The organism is Streptomyces sp. NPDC086077 (genome assembly GCF_040686175.1).
GTDB lineage: Bacteria > Actinomycetota > Actinomycetes > Streptomycetales > Streptomycetaceae > Streptomyces.
Genome location: NZ_JBFBJT010000034.1, coordinates 1 through 15093, shown reverse-complemented (window position 1 = coordinate 15093; position 15093 = coordinate 1). Strand labels below are relative to the sequence as shown.

The 15093-nt window shown below is 70.9% G+C and carries 16 protein-coding genes; 13 read left to right on the top strand and 3 right to left on the bottom strand.

What is annotated here, in order from left to right; genetic code table 11:
• The first annotated feature begins 6 nt into the window (after positions 1 to 6).
• The 9 genes from AB0O67_RS12900 to AB0O67_RS12860 all read left to right on the top strand — a co-directional run bounded on the left by AB0O67_RS12900 (position 7) and on the right by AB0O67_RS12860 (position 7334).
• Positions 7 to 609 (top strand): riboflavin synthase, encoded by a 603-nt coding sequence (locus AB0O67_RS12900; RefSeq protein ID WP_365449171.1) that lies wholly within the window; start codon positions 7 to 9, stop codon positions 607 to 609.
• Positions 606 to 1250 carry a nicotinamide mononucleotide transporter family protein gene (locus AB0O67_RS12895; RefSeq protein WP_365449169.1) on the top strand — a complete coding sequence of 215 codons (645 nt, stop codon included), beginning with the start codon at positions 606 to 608 and terminating at the stop codon, positions 1248 to 1250. The genes AB0O67_RS12900 and AB0O67_RS12895 overlap by 4 nt, the downstream gene beginning before the upstream one ends.
• On the top strand, positions 1247 to 2554 hold the full coding sequence (locus tag AB0O67_RS12890) for a bifunctional 3,4-dihydroxy-2-butanone-4-phosphate synthase/GTP cyclohydrolase II (RefSeq protein ID WP_365449167.1): 1308 nt from the start codon (positions 1247 to 1249) through the stop codon (positions 2552 to 2554). The genes AB0O67_RS12895 and AB0O67_RS12890 overlap by 4 nt, the downstream gene beginning before the upstream one ends.
• 20 nt (positions 2555 to 2574) lie before the next feature.
• Positions 2575 to 3060 (top strand): 6,7-dimethyl-8-ribityllumazine synthase, encoded by a 486-nt coding sequence (gene ribH / locus AB0O67_RS12885; RefSeq protein WP_365449165.1) that lies wholly within the window; start codon positions 2575 to 2577, stop codon positions 3058 to 3060.
• Between the two features lie 34 nt (positions 3061 to 3094).
• Positions 3095 to 3367: a phosphoribosyl-ATP diphosphatase gene (locus AB0O67_RS12880; RefSeq protein ID WP_048458133.1), complete on the top strand. Its 273-nt coding sequence runs from the start codon at positions 3095 to 3097 to the stop codon at positions 3365 to 3367.
• Between the two features lie 51 nt (positions 3368 to 3418).
• Positions 3419 to 4267 carry an ATP phosphoribosyltransferase gene (gene hisG, locus AB0O67_RS12875; RefSeq protein ID WP_365449163.1) on the top strand — a complete coding sequence of 283 codons (849 nt, stop codon included), beginning with the start codon at positions 3419 to 3421 and terminating at the stop codon, positions 4265 to 4267.
• A 15-nt stretch (positions 4268 to 4282) separates the two neighbouring features.
• Complete coding sequence (locus tag AB0O67_RS12870; RefSeq protein ID WP_365449161.1) at positions 4283 to 4726, top strand: PH domain-containing protein; 444 nt, start codon at positions 4283 to 4285, stop codon at positions 4724 to 4726.
• 206 nt (positions 4727 to 4932) lie between these two features.
• Complete coding sequence (locus tag AB0O67_RS12865) at positions 4933 to 6258, top strand: hemolysin family protein (protein WP_365449159.1); 1326 nt, start codon at positions 4933 to 4935, stop codon at positions 6256 to 6258.
• Positions 6255 to 7334, top strand: coding sequence for a hemolysin family protein (locus AB0O67_RS12860; protein WP_365449157.1), 1080 nt, complete (start codon positions 6255 to 6257; stop codon positions 7332 to 7334). The genes AB0O67_RS12865 and AB0O67_RS12860 overlap by 4 nt, the downstream gene beginning before the upstream one ends.
• 35 nt (positions 7335 to 7369) lie before the next feature.
• Here AB0O67_RS12860 and AB0O67_RS12855 read toward each other — a convergent pair whose 3' ends face one another.
• A complete protein-coding gene (locus AB0O67_RS12855) occupies positions 7370 to 9229 on the bottom strand; it encodes an AAA family ATPase (RefSeq protein WP_365449229.1) in 1860 nt (619 codons plus the stop codon).
• A gap of 431 nt (positions 9230 to 9660) precedes the next feature.
• Positions 9661 to 10317: a hypothetical protein gene (locus AB0O67_RS12850; protein ID WP_365449155.1), complete on the bottom strand. Its 657-nt coding sequence runs from the start codon at positions 10315 to 10317 to the stop codon at positions 9661 to 9663.
• Positions 10318 to 10477: 160 nt separating this feature from the next.
• Between AB0O67_RS12850 and AB0O67_RS12845 the strand changes: the two genes are divergently transcribed.
• From AB0O67_RS12845 to AB0O67_RS12835, 3 genes are all read left to right on the top strand, one after another.
• Positions 10478 to 11854, top strand: a complete 1377-nt coding sequence (locus AB0O67_RS12845; RefSeq protein WP_365449153.1) for a peptidase C39 family protein — start codon at positions 10478 to 10480, stop codon at positions 11852 to 11854.
• 163 nt (positions 11855 to 12017) lie between these two features.
• Positions 12018 to 12158, top strand: a complete 141-nt coding sequence (locus AB0O67_RS12840; RefSeq protein WP_365449151.1) for an SCO1431 family membrane protein — start codon at positions 12018 to 12020, stop codon at positions 12156 to 12158.
• A gap of 64 nt (positions 12159 to 12222) precedes the next feature.
• Positions 12223 to 12882: a TetR/AcrR family transcriptional regulator gene (locus tag AB0O67_RS12835; RefSeq protein WP_365449149.1), complete on the top strand. Its 660-nt coding sequence runs from the start codon at positions 12223 to 12225 to the stop codon at positions 12880 to 12882.
• Positions 12883 to 12952: 70 nt separating this feature from the next.
• Here the strand turns inward: AB0O67_RS12835 and AB0O67_RS12830 are convergent, their stop codons facing one another.
• Positions 12953 to 14194: a glycoside hydrolase family 18 protein gene (locus AB0O67_RS12830; RefSeq protein ID WP_365449147.1), complete on the bottom strand. Its 1242-nt coding sequence runs from the start codon at positions 14192 to 14194 to the stop codon at positions 12953 to 12955.
• Between the two features lie 323 nt (positions 14195 to 14517).
• Here AB0O67_RS12830 and AB0O67_RS12825 point away from each other — a divergent pair.
• A partial coding sequence (locus AB0O67_RS12825; protein ID WP_365449145.1) for an acyl-CoA dehydrogenase family protein occupies positions 14518 to 15093 on the top strand: 576 nt, incomplete at its 3' end.

Genomic DNA, 15093 nt, shown 5'->3' with positions numbered 1-15093 from the left:
CGGGAAGTGTTCACCGGAATCGTCGAAGAGCTGGGCGAGATCACCGCCGTCGAGAACCTCGGCGACGCCTCCCGCTTCCGGCTCCGTGGCCCCGTCGTCACCGAAGGGGCACAGCACGGCGACTCCATCGCCGTCAACGGCGTGTGTCTCACGGTCGTCGAACACGAGGGCGACGAGTTCACCGCCGACGTCATGGCCGAGACCCTCAAGCGTTCCAGCCTGGGCGTCCTCACCGTGGGCTCCCGCGTCAACCTCGAACGGCCCACCGCCGTGGGCGCCCGTCTGGGCGGCCACATCGTGCAGGGCCACGTCGACGGCACCGGCACCGTGCTGGAGCGCACCCCCTCCGAGCACTGGGAGATCGTCAAGATCTCGCTCCCGGCGGATCTCGCGCGCTATGTCGTGGAGAAGGGCTCCATCACCGTCGACGGCATCAGCCTGACCGTCGTCGAGGCAGGCCCGGACTTCTTCACCGTCAGCCTGATCCCCACCACCCTCGCCCTGACCACCCTGGGACTCAAGCAGCCCGGCGACCCGGTCAACCTCGAGGTCGACGTCATCGCCAAGTACGTGGAGCGGCTGATGGCCGGTCAGGGGGCCGCCCGGTGAACTGGCTCAACTCCGAGGCGTTCACGCTCTTCGGACAGCACATCAAGTGGTCGGACATGATCGGCAACGTGATCGGTCTGTTCGCCCTGGCGCTCGGCTGGCGCCGCTCGATCTGGACCTGGCCCGCCCAGTTCGTCTCCGGCCTGGTCCTTTTCGCGGCCTTCGCCACCGCCCACCTCTCGGGCAGCGCGGGCAAGCAGATCGTCGTCATGCTCGTCGCCGGCTTCGGCTTCTGGCAGTGGAACCGCGGCCGGCAGCAGGCGCAGGACGGCTCTGTCGCCGTCCGCTTCGCCACCTGGCGCGAGCGTGGTGCGCTGCTCGGCGCGGCGGCGCTCGGCACCCTCGCGGTCGGCGGCCTGTTCACCGCCTACCCGTCCCTGTCCTGGGACCCCTGGCCGGACGCCTACATCTTCGTCGGCACCGTCGTCGCCATGTACGCCCAGGCGCGCGGCATGGTCGAGTTCTGGTTCGCCTGGCTGCTCGTCGACCTGGTCGGCGTGCCGCTGAACTTCGCCAACGGCTTCGCCTTCTCCGGCTTCGTCTACGTCATCTACGGCGCACTCGTCCTGTGGGGCATGCGCGACTGGTGGCTGCGCTCCCGCAGGGACACGCGGCCCGTCCTGGAAGGAGCACCGGCATGACCGCGGCCCCCGTCCTGTACAGCACCGAATACACCGAATACGCCGAAGATCCGGTCGACCTCACCCTCGATCCCGTGGAGCAGGCCGTCGCCGACATCGCGGCCGGGCGCCCGGTCGTGGTCGTCGACGACGAGGACCGCGAGAACGAGGGCGACCTCGTCATCGCCGCCGAGAAGGCGACCCCCGAGATCATCGCCTTCATGATGAGCGAGTGCCGCGGGCTGATCTGCGCCCCCATGGAGGCCGAGGAACTGGACCGGCTGCGGCTCCCGCAGATGGTCGAGGACAACACGGAGTCGATGAAGACCGCCTTCACCGTCTCCGTGGACGCCTCCGCCGCGCACGGTGTGACCACCGGCATCTCCGCCTCCGACCGGGCGGCCACGCTGCGCCTGCTCGCGAGCGGCACCGCCGAGCCCACCGACCTCGTCCGGCCCGGCCACATCTTCCCGCTGCGCGCCAGGTCCGGCGGCGTCCTCACGCGCAACGGCCACACCGAGGCCGCGGTCGATCTCGCCCGCCTCGCGGGCCTGCGTCCGGCCGGCGCGATCGTCGAGATCGCCGGCGAGGACGGCCAGATGCTGCGCCTGCCCGAGCTGGTCCCGTTCGCCCGCAAGCACGGCCTGACGATCATCTCCATCGAGGATCTGATCGCCTACCGCCGCAGCTCCGAGCCCACCGTCCGCCGCGAGGCCCAGACCCGGCTCCCCACCGTCCACGGCACCTTCACGGCGTACGGTTACCGCTCCATCGTCGACGGTGTCGAGCACGTCGCCCTCGTGCACGGCGACCTCGGCGACGGCGCGGACGTCCTGGTCCGCCTCCACTCCGAATGCCTCACCGGCGACGTCTTCCACTCCTTGCGCTGCGACTGCGGCCCCCAGCTGGAGGCTTCCCTGGAGCGCATCCAGGCCGAGGGCCGCGGTGTGGTGGTCTACCTGCGCGGACACGAGGGCCGCGGCATCGGCCTGCTGTCCAAGCTCCGGGCGTACGAGCTCCAGGAGCGCGGCCGGGACACCCTCGACGCCAACCTGGAACTGGGTCTGCCCGCCGACGCCCGCGACTACGCGGCCGGGGCGCAGATCCTGGCGGACCTCGGCGTGCGCAGCGTCCGCCTGATGACCAACAACCCCGAGAAGACGGACGCGCTCGTCCGGCACGGCATCGACGTCACCGAGCGCGAGCCGATGCCCGTACAGGCGGGCGAGCACAACCTCCGGTACCTGCGCACCAAGCGGGACCGAATGGGCCACGACCTGCCCTGGCTGGACACGCCTGCCGTGACCAGCTGCGGCGACCAGTAAGAGAACAACCGAGGAGAATCGTGAGCGGCAAGGGCGCACCGGAACTGTCCGTACGCAATGTGGGTGACCTTCGGGTCGCCGTCGTCGCGGCGCAATGGCACGAGAAGGTGATGGACGGCCTGGTGGACGGGGCGCTACGCGCCCTGCACGATCTGGGCATCGACGAACCGACCCTGTTGCGGGTCCCCGGCAGCTGGGAACTCCCGGTCGTCGCCAAGGTCCTCGCGGGCCGCGGCTACGACGCGATCGTCGCCCTCGGAGTCGTCATCCGCGGCGGCACCCCCCACTTCGAGTACGTGTGTCAGGGCGTCACCCAGGGCCTGACCCAGGTGTCCGTCGACACCGGCGTCCCCGTCGGCTTCGGCGTCCTCACCTGCGACACCGAGGAGCAGGCCCTGGACCGGGCCGGTCTGGAGGGCTCCCAGGAGGACAAGGGGCACGAGGCGGTGACGGCGGCGGTGGCGACCGCGGCTACGCTCCGTTCAGTATCTGAACCCTGGCGTTAGGTCGCGCGGCACAACCCGTAGAGTGGGCGTCACCATGTCCAAGAAGACGTTCGAGGAGCTCTTCACCGAGCTCCAGCACAAGGCCGCCCACGGCGATCCCGCCACCTCCCGCACCGCGGAGCTGGTCGAGAAGGGCGTCCACGCCATCGGCAAGAAGGTCGTCGAAGAGGCCGCCGAGGTCTGGATGGCCGCCGAGTACGAGGGCAAGGAGGCGGCCGCCGAGGAGATCTCGCAGCTGCTGTACCACGTCCAGGTGATGATGGTCGCGCGCGGGATCTCCCTCGACGACGTCTACGCCCATCTCTGAGCCCGCCCCACAGCACACAGCGAAACACCCCGAACGAAGGAAGCCGACCTCATGCTGCGCATCGCCGTCCCCAACAAGGGTTCCCTCTCCGGCCCTGCGGCGGACATGCTGCATGAGGCCGGCTACCAGCAGCGCCGCGAGTCCAAGGAGCTGCGGATCGTCGACCCGGTGAACGACGTCGAGTTCTTCTACCTCCGCCCCCGGGACATCGCGATCTACGTCGCCTCCGGGAAGCTCGACATCGGCATCACCGGCCGCGACCTGCTGATCGACTCCGCCGCCGACGCCGAGGAGATCCTGCCGCTCGGCTTCGCCCGCTCCACCTTCCACTACGCCACCAAGCCCGGCACCCTCGGCGGCCTGGCGGACCTCAAGGGCATGACGGTCGCCACCTCCTACGAGGGCATCGTCGCCCGGCACCTCGCCGACAACGGCATCGACGCCTCCGTCGTCCACCTCGACGGCGCCGTCGAGACGGCCATCCAGCTCGGCGTGGCCCAGGTCATCGCGGACGTCGTCGAGACCGGCACCAGCCTGCGCAACGCGGGCCTGGAGGTCGTCGGGGAGCCGATCATGAAGTCCGAGGCCGTCGTCATCCGCCGTACCGGCGCGGACGGCGAGGAGCCCAAGGTGCAGCAGTTCCTGCGCCGGCTCCAGGGCGTCCTGGTGGCACGGACGTACGTGATGATGGACTACGACTGCCGCGTGGAGCAGCTGGAGAAGGCCGTCGCGCTCACGCCCGGCCTGGAGTCGCCGACCATCTCGCCGCTGCACAACGAGGGCTGGGTCGCCGTCCGGGCCATGGTCCCCGCCAAGGACGCCCAGCGGATCATGGACGACCTCTACGAGATCGGCGCCCGGGCCATCCTGACCACCGCCATCCACGCCTGCCGCCTCTGAGAGACACCGCACCCCATGTCGGATCTGCCCACGCTGCCCGTCACCTTCCGGCCGGGCCGCACCCGCGCCGTGCTGCTCACCGCAGCCGTCGTGACCTTCGTCGTCGTGTCGACGATCGCCCTGCTGCTGGACCGGCTCGGCCCCGGTGAGCGGCTCAGCTTCATCTTCACGGCCGCCATGCTGGCGGGCGTGGCGCTGATGCTCGCCCGCCCGAAGGTCGTCGCGGACGAGACCGGCGTCACCGTCGTGAACTTCGCCAGCACGCGCCGCCTTGAGTGGGCCGAGATCGTGCAGGTGCATCTGCGGGTCGGCGACCCGTGGGTGTTCCTGGACCTCAGCGACGGCACCAGCCTGGCCGCGATCGGCATCCAGCCCGGCATCGCCAAGGCGCAGGCCATCGCCGACGCGCGGGCGCTGCGGACGCTGGTCGAGGCCCGTTCCGGGGAACATCGGGCCTGACTCGGAGCACTTCACCCTGCCGAACCGGTCGGTGTCTTGATTAATCTGTTGGCGGAGGCGTTTTTCGTGACGCCTCCGCCCCTGTTGTGCCGGCCTGGTGGACAGGGGTTCCTGCGACCCGAGGAGTGACCCTCTCCGGCGATGGACGGATCGTCCTGTAGTACCTGCGCCGCCCCCTGCCGACACAGCGCGGAGGCGGCGGCATCATGACCCTCCCCTTGCTGCTTCTGGCAGCCGCGTTCCTGCTCATCCTCGCCAACGGCTTCTTCGTCGCGGCCGAGTTCGGCCTCGTGACGGTCGATCGCCCGGACGCCGAGAAGGCCGCCGCCGAGGGCGACCGGCGGGCCCACCGGGTCGTCGAGTCGCTGAAGGAGCTGTCGTTCCAGCTCTCCGGCACCCAACTCGGCATCACCATCACCTCCCTGGTCGTCGGCATGCTCGCCGAACCGGCCCTCGCCGCGTTGCTGGACGGCCCCCTCACGGCCGTCGGCATCCCTGAGGGCGCGGTGTCCGGAGTGGCTGTGGCCATCGGCATGCTGCTGGCCTCGGCCGTGCAGATGGTGGTCGGTGAGCTCGTCCCCAAGAACTGGGCGGTGTCCCGCCCCATGCAGGTCGCGCGCTTCGTCGCCGGCCCGCAGCATCTGTTCGCACGCGCGTTCAGGCCGGTGATCGCCGCTCTGAACTCCGTCGCCAACCGCCTCGTCCGCGCCCTCGGTGTCGAGCCCACCGAGGAGCTGGCCTCCGCCCGCACCCCGGGGGAGCTCGTCTCCCTGGCCCGGCACTCCGCGCGCGCCGGAGCCCTGGAGCAGGACACCGCGGACCTCTTCGTGCGCACGCTGTCGCTCGGCGAGCTGACCGCGCAGCACGTGATGACCCCGCGCGTGAAGGTGAGCGCCCTGCAGTCCTCGGCGACCGCCGCGGACGTGGTCAACCTCACCCGGGCCACCGGGCTGTCCCGCTTCCCGGTCTACCGGGACCGGATCGACGAGGTCGTCGGCATGGTCCACCTGAAGGACGCGCTCGCCGTCTCCGCGCCGGAGCGGCTGCGCACCCCCGTCGGCCGGATCGCCAAGTCGCCGCTGCTGGTCCCCGAGACGCTGCCGGTGCAGCCGCTGCTCGCCCGGTTGCGCCGTGAGCAGCCCATCGCGATCGTCGTCGACGAGTACGGCGGCACGGCCGGTGTCGTCACGCTGGAGGACATCGTCGAGGAACTCGTCGGCGAGGTCCGGGACGAGCACGACGGGCACGACCTGCCCGAACTGGCCGCCGCCCCGCCGGAGGACGGCCGCCCGGCCTGGGACGCCGACGGCAGCTGCCGGGTCGACGCCCTGCGGCGCATCGGCCTCGACGTGCCCGAGGGGCCCTACGAGACGGTCGCCGGCCTGGTCGCCGGCCTGCTCGGCCGGATCCCGGCCGTCGGCGACCGCGCCGAACTGCCCGGCTGGCGGCTGTCCGTGCGCCAGATCGGGCACTACCGCGCCGAGCGGGTGCGCATCGTGCGCACCGCCCCGGTGAGGGAGGCCGTGCGATGAGCGTGCTCCAGCTGCTGTTCGCGGCACTGCTCGTGCTCGCCAACGGCTTCTTCGTCGGCGCCGAGTTCGCGCTGGTCTCGGTCCGCCGCAGTCAGATCGAACCGCTGGGCACGACCCGGGCCCGCCAGGTGCTGTACGGACTGGAACGGCTGCCGCAGATGATGGCCGCCGCCCAGTTCGGCATCACCATCTGTTCGCTGACCCTGGGCGCGGTCGCCGAGCCAACGGTGGCGCGTCTGCTGGAACCGGTCTTCGGCTGGGTCCACATGCCGCACGCGGTGATCCACCCGCTGGGGTACGTCATCGCCCTCGCCACTGTCGTCTTCTTCCACCTCGTGATCGGCGAGATGCTCCCGAAGAACCTGGCGATGGCGGCGCCGGAGAGGGCGGCGCTGTGGCTGAGCCCCGGCCTGGTCGGCTTCGCCCGCGTCTGCCGGCCGATCACGGTGGCCCTCGGCGCCTGCGCCCAGGGCGTGCTGCGGCTCTTCCGGGTCGAACCCAAGGACGAGGTCGAGGCGGTGTTCACCAGCGAGCAGCTCAACCGGCTCGTGGAGGACGCCGGTCAGGCCGGCCTGCTCGACCCCGAGGAGGCCGAACGTCTGGAGGACGCGCTGGAACTGGGCTCGCGCCCGGTCACCGACGTGCTTCTGCGGCGCGAGTCGCTGGTCACGGTCAGCCCTGCGGTGACGCCCGGCCGGATCATCGAGCTGACCGCCCGCACCGGGTACTCCCGCTTCCCGGTGGCCGCCGGGAACGGGGCCTTCATGGGGTACCTGCATGTGAAGGACGTCCTCGACCTGGAGGAGTCGGAGCGGGCCGTTCCGCAGCATCTGTGGCGGCCCATGACGACGCTCCGGTCCGAGCTGCCCCTGGACGACGCGCTCACCGTCATGCGCCGGGCCGCCACCCATCTGGCGCAGGTGGCGGACGGTTCCGGGCGGGTGCTGGGGCTGGTCGCCCTGGAGGACGTACTGGAGCTGCTGGTCGGGGAGGTGACGGATCCGGCGCACCGGGAGCTGCCGCTCGCGCCCGTGATGTCCGAGCCCCGTTCCGGTGAGGAGGTACTGGCCGGCTGAGCCGCCGGCCGGACGCGTCGAGGCCGTGGGGTCCGTCACATGGGTGACGGGTCCTGCGGCCCCCTGCCCGACAGCACCTCTCCGTACGCCTGCATCAGATCCGGCAGCCGCAGCGTGGCCAGGTCCTCGCGCGACAGCACCCCCGGACAGGTGGACAACCGCAGGTCCCGGTACGCGCAGCTCTTCTCGTACAGGGTGCGCAGGAATCGCCCGTTGCCCAGCTCGTCGATCCACCCCTGGTCGACCACGTGCCCCGCGATCGACCGCAGCTCGTCCAGCGACTCCTGGTCCCACGCGTCCCCGTTCTCCGCGGCCAGCACCTCGCCGATCGCGGTGAGTTCGAGGGGCCGGTACGAGGGGAAGTCCACGCGGGTCGTGAAGCGGGAGGACAGTCCGGGGTTCGCGGCGAGGAGGCGGTCCATGCCCTCCGGGTAGCCGGCCAGGATCACCACCAGGTGGTCCCGGTTGTCCTCGGCCCGCTTCAGCAGCACCTGGAGCGCCTCGTCGCCGTAGGCGTCGCCCTTGCCGTAACCCGAGTTGGACAGCGAGTACGCCTCGTCGACGAAGAGCACGCCGCCGAGCGCCGAGTCGATCAGCTCGTTGGCCTTCACCGCGGTCTGCCCGAGATACTCGCCCACCAGGTCCGCCCGCTGTGCCTCCACGAGGTGGTCGCCGCCGAGCAGCCCGAGGGCGTAGAAGACCCGGCCCAGGATGCGGGCGACCGTGGTCTTCCCGGTGCCGGAGGGGCCGGAGAAGACGAAGTGTCGCTTGGGCGGCTGCACCGGCAGGCCCTGACCGGCCCGCAGCCGGGCCATGTTCAACTGTGCCGACAACGCCTTGACCTGGCGCTTCACCGGCTCCAGGCCCACCATGCGCTCCAGCTCGGCGAGCGCCTGCTCCAGTAAGCCGGGGTCGGTGGGACCGGCGGGCAGCGGCTGGGAGGGCAGCACGGTCCTCTCCCGTACCGCCGGATCGGGGACCGGCGGCGGGGGACCGGTGGGCGGCCCGGCGTCGGGGAGTCTCATGTCCCGGCCTTCGGTGCCGAACAGCGGATCGAGCATGTCGGGACCGTCGACCACGTCCCCGGCACCGGTGAGCGTGATCGAGGCGAAGTCGGCGGAGTCGTCGTATCCGTCGCCCTCGGCGATCGCCGCGAGCCGGGCGGAGGTGTCCATGAAGGCCGGGTCGACGCGGTGCACCGCCCGGTACAGGGGGAGCGCGGCGGCGGAGCGGCCGGTGCCCTCGTGGGCTCGGGCGAGCCAGTAGCGCAGTTCCTTGCGCTGCGGCTGTTCACTGCGGCAGCGCATCAGGGCCGCCGACAGCAGCGGCTCGGCCTGCCCGTACATCTCCAGGCGGACCCGGGCCATACCGCCGAAGAGGCCGGCCTCGATACCGAGCAGCGGATCGTCCAGCAGCGGGTCGGTGTGCCGTACCAACTGCTCCCAGTCCTTGACCAGATAGGCACGGCAGGCGTGCAGGAAACGTACCTGGGGGTCGGTGTCTATGGGGGGCAGGCCCGCGAGGGCGCGGTCGAGCTCGGGGACGTGGCGGCCGTCAAGCCAGTGCGAGGCGTGCGCGAGCAGCAGGTCGCGCGGGCTCTCCAGCACGGGTTGTACCCACCAGCCCAGCCAGTACCAGGAGTTGAGTGTGCGCCGGTGCCGGGTGCGCTGTTCGCCGAAGCGGTCGCGGTGCCGGAACATCCGCAGCAGCGCGGTCGTCGTGTCCACCCGCAGCGCGTGTAACCCGAGCCAGCCGTCGGCCATGGCGGGGTCCAGCCGCACCGCGGCCCGGAACTCCTCCTCCGCCTGCGGGTACGCGCCCATGGTGTACGCGTCCACACCGCGCAGCCAGGCCAGGTCGGCCGGGGCCTCGAGGCCCTGCGTGCCGAAGTCCATCCCGTCCCCCCACAAACCGTGCCCCCGCTGGTTCGCCGCCGGGCCGTCGCCCGCCGGCCGACTCATGTCGAACCGCTGTGCTGCGGACCGGAGTTGCAACGGTGCGCGGAGCAGCATCCACAGGTCGCACCGAGGGCATCGTACCGTCGGGTCGGTGCCCGCCGTAGGGTGCGGCGAGGGGGCGTTCGGCGAGGTGGGAGCAGATGGGGCGCGGTCGCGTCGTGACCGAGGGTGAGCGGATCGCGCCGCGGAGCGCCTGCCGGAAGTGAAGAGGGCAGAACGAAGCCCCCGATCACGGGGGAACAACCGGGGGCTTCGCGTCTGCCGGCGACCACCTTTGGCCGCACATTGAGAACGTAAGACCTGTACGGCCCCCCGGTCAAGCCGAGTTGAGGCAGTCGGCCAATTCGGCCGCAAGGCTCTTCACGAGTTCAGCACATTGCGGACGGCCCGTCACCGTGCGTCACATCCTGGTCCGGACCAGGTGATCGCCCAGGCCCCGGCAGCACCTCATATCCCGTGGGCAACGGACGCACCAGCAAGTCGGCGAAGGGGCGGGAAGGGTCCTCGTCGAAATGCCGCCGTTCCGCTCGCACCCAACCGTCCCAGAACTCCCGCTGTTCCTCCCCGTCCCGCAACTGTCCTCGCGCCCAGGCGTCCTCATGCGAAAACTCCAGCCACAGCAGATGTGTCAGGAACGGACGCAGGGCACGCCGGCCGGCGCCGACGCCGTCGACGAGGACCACCGGCGCGGGCGGCAGCGGACGGGGCGGCCCGAACCGGCGGGCCCGCCAGTCGTAGGGGGTGTAGTGCGCGGTCTCGCCCCGCCCGAGGGGCTCGATCACCTGGTCGATCAGACGCTGGGTCCAGGCGAACAGCTCGTCGTGGCTGGCGATGTCGTCGAGGTGCAGGACGGGTGCGCCGCCCAGCGCGTCCGCCAACTGCCCGGCGAGCGTGCTCTTTCCGGAGCCCGCGTGCCCGTCGACGCCGATCAGGCGCACGGGGCCGCAGGACGGCGGCAGCTCGCGCAGCAGGCGGGCGAGTTCGGGCAGCGCGGTGGCCGGGGCAATGCGGTACGAGTGCGACACGTCCCCATCATCTCCCAGCTCATGCCAGTGGTCCCGACCAATATTGCCGGGCGTGGCATGCCTCGACGTGCTGGCAGTGGCGGCTTCCTGCGGCCATAGTTGGCGCACACATCCGTGCACTGGACCTGCCCCGACTCGGACCCTGGGAGTCAACCCGCCCATGAGCAGAGCCGAACAGCCCTCACGCAGAGCCCTCCTGGCCGCAGCGGTCGCCGCCGCCGTCGCGGGCAGTGCGGGCCCGGCCGTGGCCACCCCGTCCGCCGACGCCGACGACCCGGTGACGGCCGGCCTCGCGAAGGTGCCGGCCCGCCCGGTGGACAACCGTTTCTGGACGACGTACGCCGACTGGCGCGCCGGATCCACCCAGGGCACCCGTGCCGTCGACGGCACCCGCCCCGGCGTGGTGATCGCCTCGCGGGCCGGCACCACCAGCTACCCCGATCCGCACACCGGCACGACCTCCACCTGGGAGTACGCGACGTGGACCGGCCCGGTCCACCGGCTCGCCGTCCCCGCCACGGAGGTGATCGCCTCCTGGAACGCGCACACCCCTTCCGGCACCTGGATCCAGGTCGACCTGCGCGGCACCTACTCCGACGGCACGGACACGCCCTGGTACGTCATGGGGCGCTGGGCGGCCGGTGACGAGGACATCAGGCGCACGTCGGTGGACGACCAGACCGACGGCAAGAGCACCATCTGGACGGACACCTTCTCCGTCGACGACCCGGCGTCGGGTCTGCGCCTGACCTCGTACCGGCTGCGTCTGACGCTCTACCGCAAGCCCGGCACCCGGGTCACGCCGACGGTCTGGCGGGTCGGCGCGATGGGCTCCGACATCCCGGACCGATTCACGGTCCCGGCCTCCGAGCCGCGCCTGGCCAAGGAACTGGCCGCGCCGAGGTACTCACAGGAGATTCACAAGGGGCAGTACCCGGAGTACGACAACGGCGGCGAGGCCTGGTGCAGCCCCACCTCCTCGCAGATGATCGTCGAGTACTGGGGCGGCCGGCTCAGCCAGGAGCAGCTGTCCTGGGTCGATCCGGACTTCGCCGACCCGCAGGTCTGCCACGCGGCCCGGTACACCTACGACTACCAGTACGCGGGCTGCGGCAACTGGCCGTTCAACGCCGCCTACGCCTCGACCTTCCCCGGTCTGCAGGGCGTGGTCACCCGGCTCGGCTCGCTCACCGACCTGGAGACGCTGATCGCGGCCGGAATCCCGGCCATAACGTCCCAGTCGTTCCTGGAGAAGGAGCTGACCGGCGCGGGCTACGGCACCGCCGGCCATCTGATGACCGTGATCGGCTTCACCGCCGACGGCGACGTGATCGCGAACGACCCGGCGTCACCGAGCAACCAGGCGGTGCGTCGGGTCTACGACCGGCGCGAGTGGGAGAACATCTGGCTCCGCACCAAGCGCTACAACGCCTCCGGCAACGTCGTCTCCGGCACCGGCGGCGTCTGCTACCTGTACTTCCCGGCCCGTCCGACCGCCCGCCAGCGGCTGGCACTCGCGGCGGTGGGGGTGCGCTGACACCGGCGGCGGGTGACCGCCGCACCGGTCCCGACGGCTCCCGGCTTCGCGCCGGGAGCCGTTGTGCTGTGACCAACGTCTCCGTCACAAATGCCGCCGGCGGTGGCAAGGTGGACAGATAGGTGGGGGGAGTCCACCGCACGCACGAGACCAGCGAGAGATCATGAGCGCACAGTCAGCCACTGCCGCCCGCGTCCGAACCGGCGGCCCCAAGGACGACGGCCCGAAGATCGTCGAACACATCGTGGGCTGGACCCTCGTCGTGGTGCTCGCGATGCTCCTGACGCAGGTGGGACTGCTGTGACCTGACCTGCGGACGGACCTGCCATACTGCGCTTGTCCCGCCGCCCGTTGAACCAGGGTCGAAATTGAATATCAGCCAACAGCGCGACGCCGCCCGGCCCCGGGCGCGCGGCACGGAGCGTTCGGCGGCACGCCGCGCCGAACTCATCGCCATCGGGCGGAGATTGTTCGCCGACACGTCGTACGACGCGCTCTCGATGGACGACATCGCCCGGCAGGCCCACGTCGCCAAGGGGCTGATCTACTACTACTTCCAGTCCAAACGCGGTTACTACCTGGCCATCGTCCAGGACTCGGTCACCGACCTGGTCACCTTCGCCGCCGGCGGTCTGGAACTCGCCCCCGTGGACCGGGTGCACCGCACGATCGACGGCTATCTGCGCTACGCCGAGAACAATCACGCCGCGTACCGCACGATCGTCAGCGGCGGTGTCGGCTTCGACACCGAGGTGCAGGCGATCCGGGACGGGGTGCGCGAGGCCATGGTGACGACCATCGCCGAAGGGGCGTACGGGCACGGGGAGATCGCCCCGCTCGCGCGGATGGGCCTGCTCACCTGGGTGTGCGGCGTCGAGGGCGCCACCCTCGACTGGATCGACCGCGCCGACCTCACCCGCGACACCATGCGCGACCTGCTGGTCAAGACCCTGGGCGGCGCCATGCGGGCCATCGAGGAACTCGACCCGTCGTACCCGGCCCCGGAGCCGGCCCGCCGGGACGCCTGAACAGAAGCCCGAACAGAAGAAGGAGGGGCGGAGGTCCACCCGGATCTCCGCCCCTCCTCGCGTCCGTCGGCTACTTGATCGCCTTGATCAGCTCACCGTTCGCGGTGTCCCCGCTCAGCTCCCAGAAGAACGTGCCGCCCAGACCCTGCTGGTTCTTGTACGTCATCTTGGTCGCGATGGTCGCGATGGTCGCGGGGGTGTCGTAACTCCACCAGTCGTTCCCGCACTTGGCGTAGGCGGTGCCGGCCACCGTGCCGTTCGCCGGGCACTTGGTCTTCAGCACCTTGTAGTCCTCGATCCCCGGCTCGTACGTTCCCGCCGCAGGACCGGTCGCCGTGCCGCCGGGTGCCGCCTGGGTGACGCCGGTCCAGCCCCGGCCGTAGAAGCCGATGCCGAGGAGCAGCTTGGAGGACGGGATGCCGAGCCCCTTGAGCTTGGCGATGGTCGCCGAGCTGTGCAGGTTCGGCTTCGGGATGCCGGTGTACGAGGTCAGCGGCGAGTGCGGCGCGGTCGGTCCCGCCGCGTCCCAGGCGCCGAAGAAGTCGTACGTCATCGGATTGTACCAGTCGACGTACTGCGCCGCCCCCGCGTAGTCGGCGGCGTCGATCTTGCCGCCGGGGGTGGCGTCGGCGGTGATCGCCGCGGTGACCAGGTTGCCGGAGCCGAACTTGGCCCGGACGGCGGACATCAGGTTCTTGAACGCCGCCCGGCCGCTGGTGTCGCAGGTGGCGCCGCAGGCGTTCGGGTACTCCCAGTCGATGTCGATGCCGTCGAAGACGTCCGCCCACTTGGAGTTCTCGACCAGGTCGTAGCAGGACTGGGCGAAGGCGGCCGGGTTGCGCGCGGCCTCGGTGAAGCCGGCCGACCAGGTCCAGCCGCCGAACGACCACAGGATCTTGAGGTCGGGGTGCTTCTTCTTCAGCTTGCGCAACTGGTTGAAGTTGCCGCGCAGCGGCTGGTCCCAGGTGTCCGCGACACCGTCCACGGACTCGGCGGCGGTGTGGGCGCGGTCGGTGGCGGCGTAGGCGTCACCCATCGCGCACTTGCCGCCGGTGACGTTGCCGAAGGCGTAGTTGATGTGGGTGAGCTTGGCGCCGGAGCCGGAGGTCTCGATGTTCTTGACCAGGTACTTGCGGTCGTAGGTGCCCCATTCGGTGAAGTAGCCGACGACCTTGGAGCCGGCGGCCTTCTCCGCGGTCGGGGCGGCGGTGGCGGTGCCGACGCCGGTCAGGAGCCCGGCGCCGAGGGCGGCGGAACAGGCGGCGGCGACGAGCGCCCGGAAGCGGACGCGGGGACTGAGGCGGATGGGCATCGGGTTGTCTCCTCGTGGGGGAGAGGGGGACTGCCCATTGGCATGAACGCGATGAGGCGCTGGTGATCCGTCACAGTAGGAGGACTAGACCAGTTGGGTCAATGGTGCGGACCAATCTCGCCCTGCGGGGAATTCCTGAAGTAAGCGGTCGTTAACCGGTGACGTGGTGCCTCCGATCGGGCATACTCACAGCGCGCAGCCGCTGGTCAGCAGCTTTCGTGACCCGGAAGTAGGAGCATCGGCCGCATCAGTGAGACCCGGCGGAGCCGCCCCACCCATGGCGTGCGCCCGCCGCAGCGCCCGAAAGGGAGGAGAGCGTCGCCATGCCCGACCGCGCCCCGCAGCCGGTGGACCGGCTACTGCCCACGGACGAGGCCCGGGATCTGATCTCGCTCGTCCGCGACATCGCGCAGCGCGAGATCGCCCCGCACGCGGCCGGGGAGGAGGACGCGGGGCGCTTCCCGCGCGACGTCTTCACCCTGCTCTCGCAGTCGGGGCTGCTCGGCCTGCCCTACGACTCCGAGTACGGCGGCGGCGACCAGCCCTACGAGGTCTACCTCCAGGTCCTCGAAGAGCTCGCCATGGCCCGGCTGACGGTCGGCCTCGGCGTCAGTGTGCACACCCTCGCCTCCTACGCCCTCGCCGCCTACGGCACCAAGGAGCAGCAGGTCGAGCACCTGCCCGCGATGCTCGGCGGCGGGCTGCTCGGCGCCTACTGCCTGTCCGAGCCGGCCTCCGGCTCCGACGCGGCCTCGTTGCGTACCAAGGCCGTCCGGGACGGCGACGACTGGGTGATCACCGGCACCAAGGCCTGGATCACGCACGGCGGCATCGCCGACTTCTACACCGTCATGGCCCGCACCGGCGAGGACGGCCCGCGCGGGATCACCGCCTTCCTG

Bases quoted from the DNA above. Each gene is read 5' to 3' on its own strand.
- AB0O67_RS12860 (WP_365449157.1), top strand. From the start codon at position 6,255: ATGAGCGTGCTCCAGCTGCTGTTCGCGGCACTGCTCGTGCTCGCCAAC.
- hisG (WP_365449163.1), top strand. From the start codon at position 3,419: ATGCTGCGCATCGCCGTCCCCAACAAGGGTTCCCTCTCCGGCCCTGCG.
- AB0O67_RS12845 (WP_365449153.1), top strand. From the start codon at position 10,478: ATGAGCAGAGCCGAACAGCCCTCACGCAGAGCCCTCCTGGCCGCAGCG.
- AB0O67_RS12855 (WP_365449229.1), bottom strand. From the start codon at position 9,229: ATGGACTTCGGCACGCAGGGCCTCGAGGCCCCGGCCGACCTGGCCTGG.
- AB0O67_RS12865 (WP_365449159.1), top strand. From the start codon at position 4,933: ATGACCCTCCCCTTGCTGCTTCTGGCAGCCGCGTTCCTGCTCATCCTC.
- AB0O67_RS12870 (WP_365449161.1), top strand. From the start codon at position 4,283: ATGTCGGATCTGCCCACGCTGCCCGTCACCTTCCGGCCGGGCCGCACC.
- AB0O67_RS12880 (WP_048458133.1), top strand. From the start codon at position 3,095: ATGTCCAAGAAGACGTTCGAGGAGCTCTTCACCGAGCTCCAGCACAAG.
- AB0O67_RS12890 (WP_365449167.1), top strand. From the start codon at position 1,247: ATGACCGCGGCCCCCGTCCTGTACAGCACCGAATACACCGAATACGCC.
- AB0O67_RS12830 (WP_365449147.1), bottom strand. From the start codon at position 14,194: ATGCCCATCCGCCTCAGTCCCCGCGTCCGCTTCCGGGCGCTCGTCGCC.
- AB0O67_RS12840 (WP_365449151.1), top strand. From the start codon at position 12,018: ATGAGCGCACAGTCAGCCACTGCCGCCCGCGTCCGAACCGGCGGCCCC.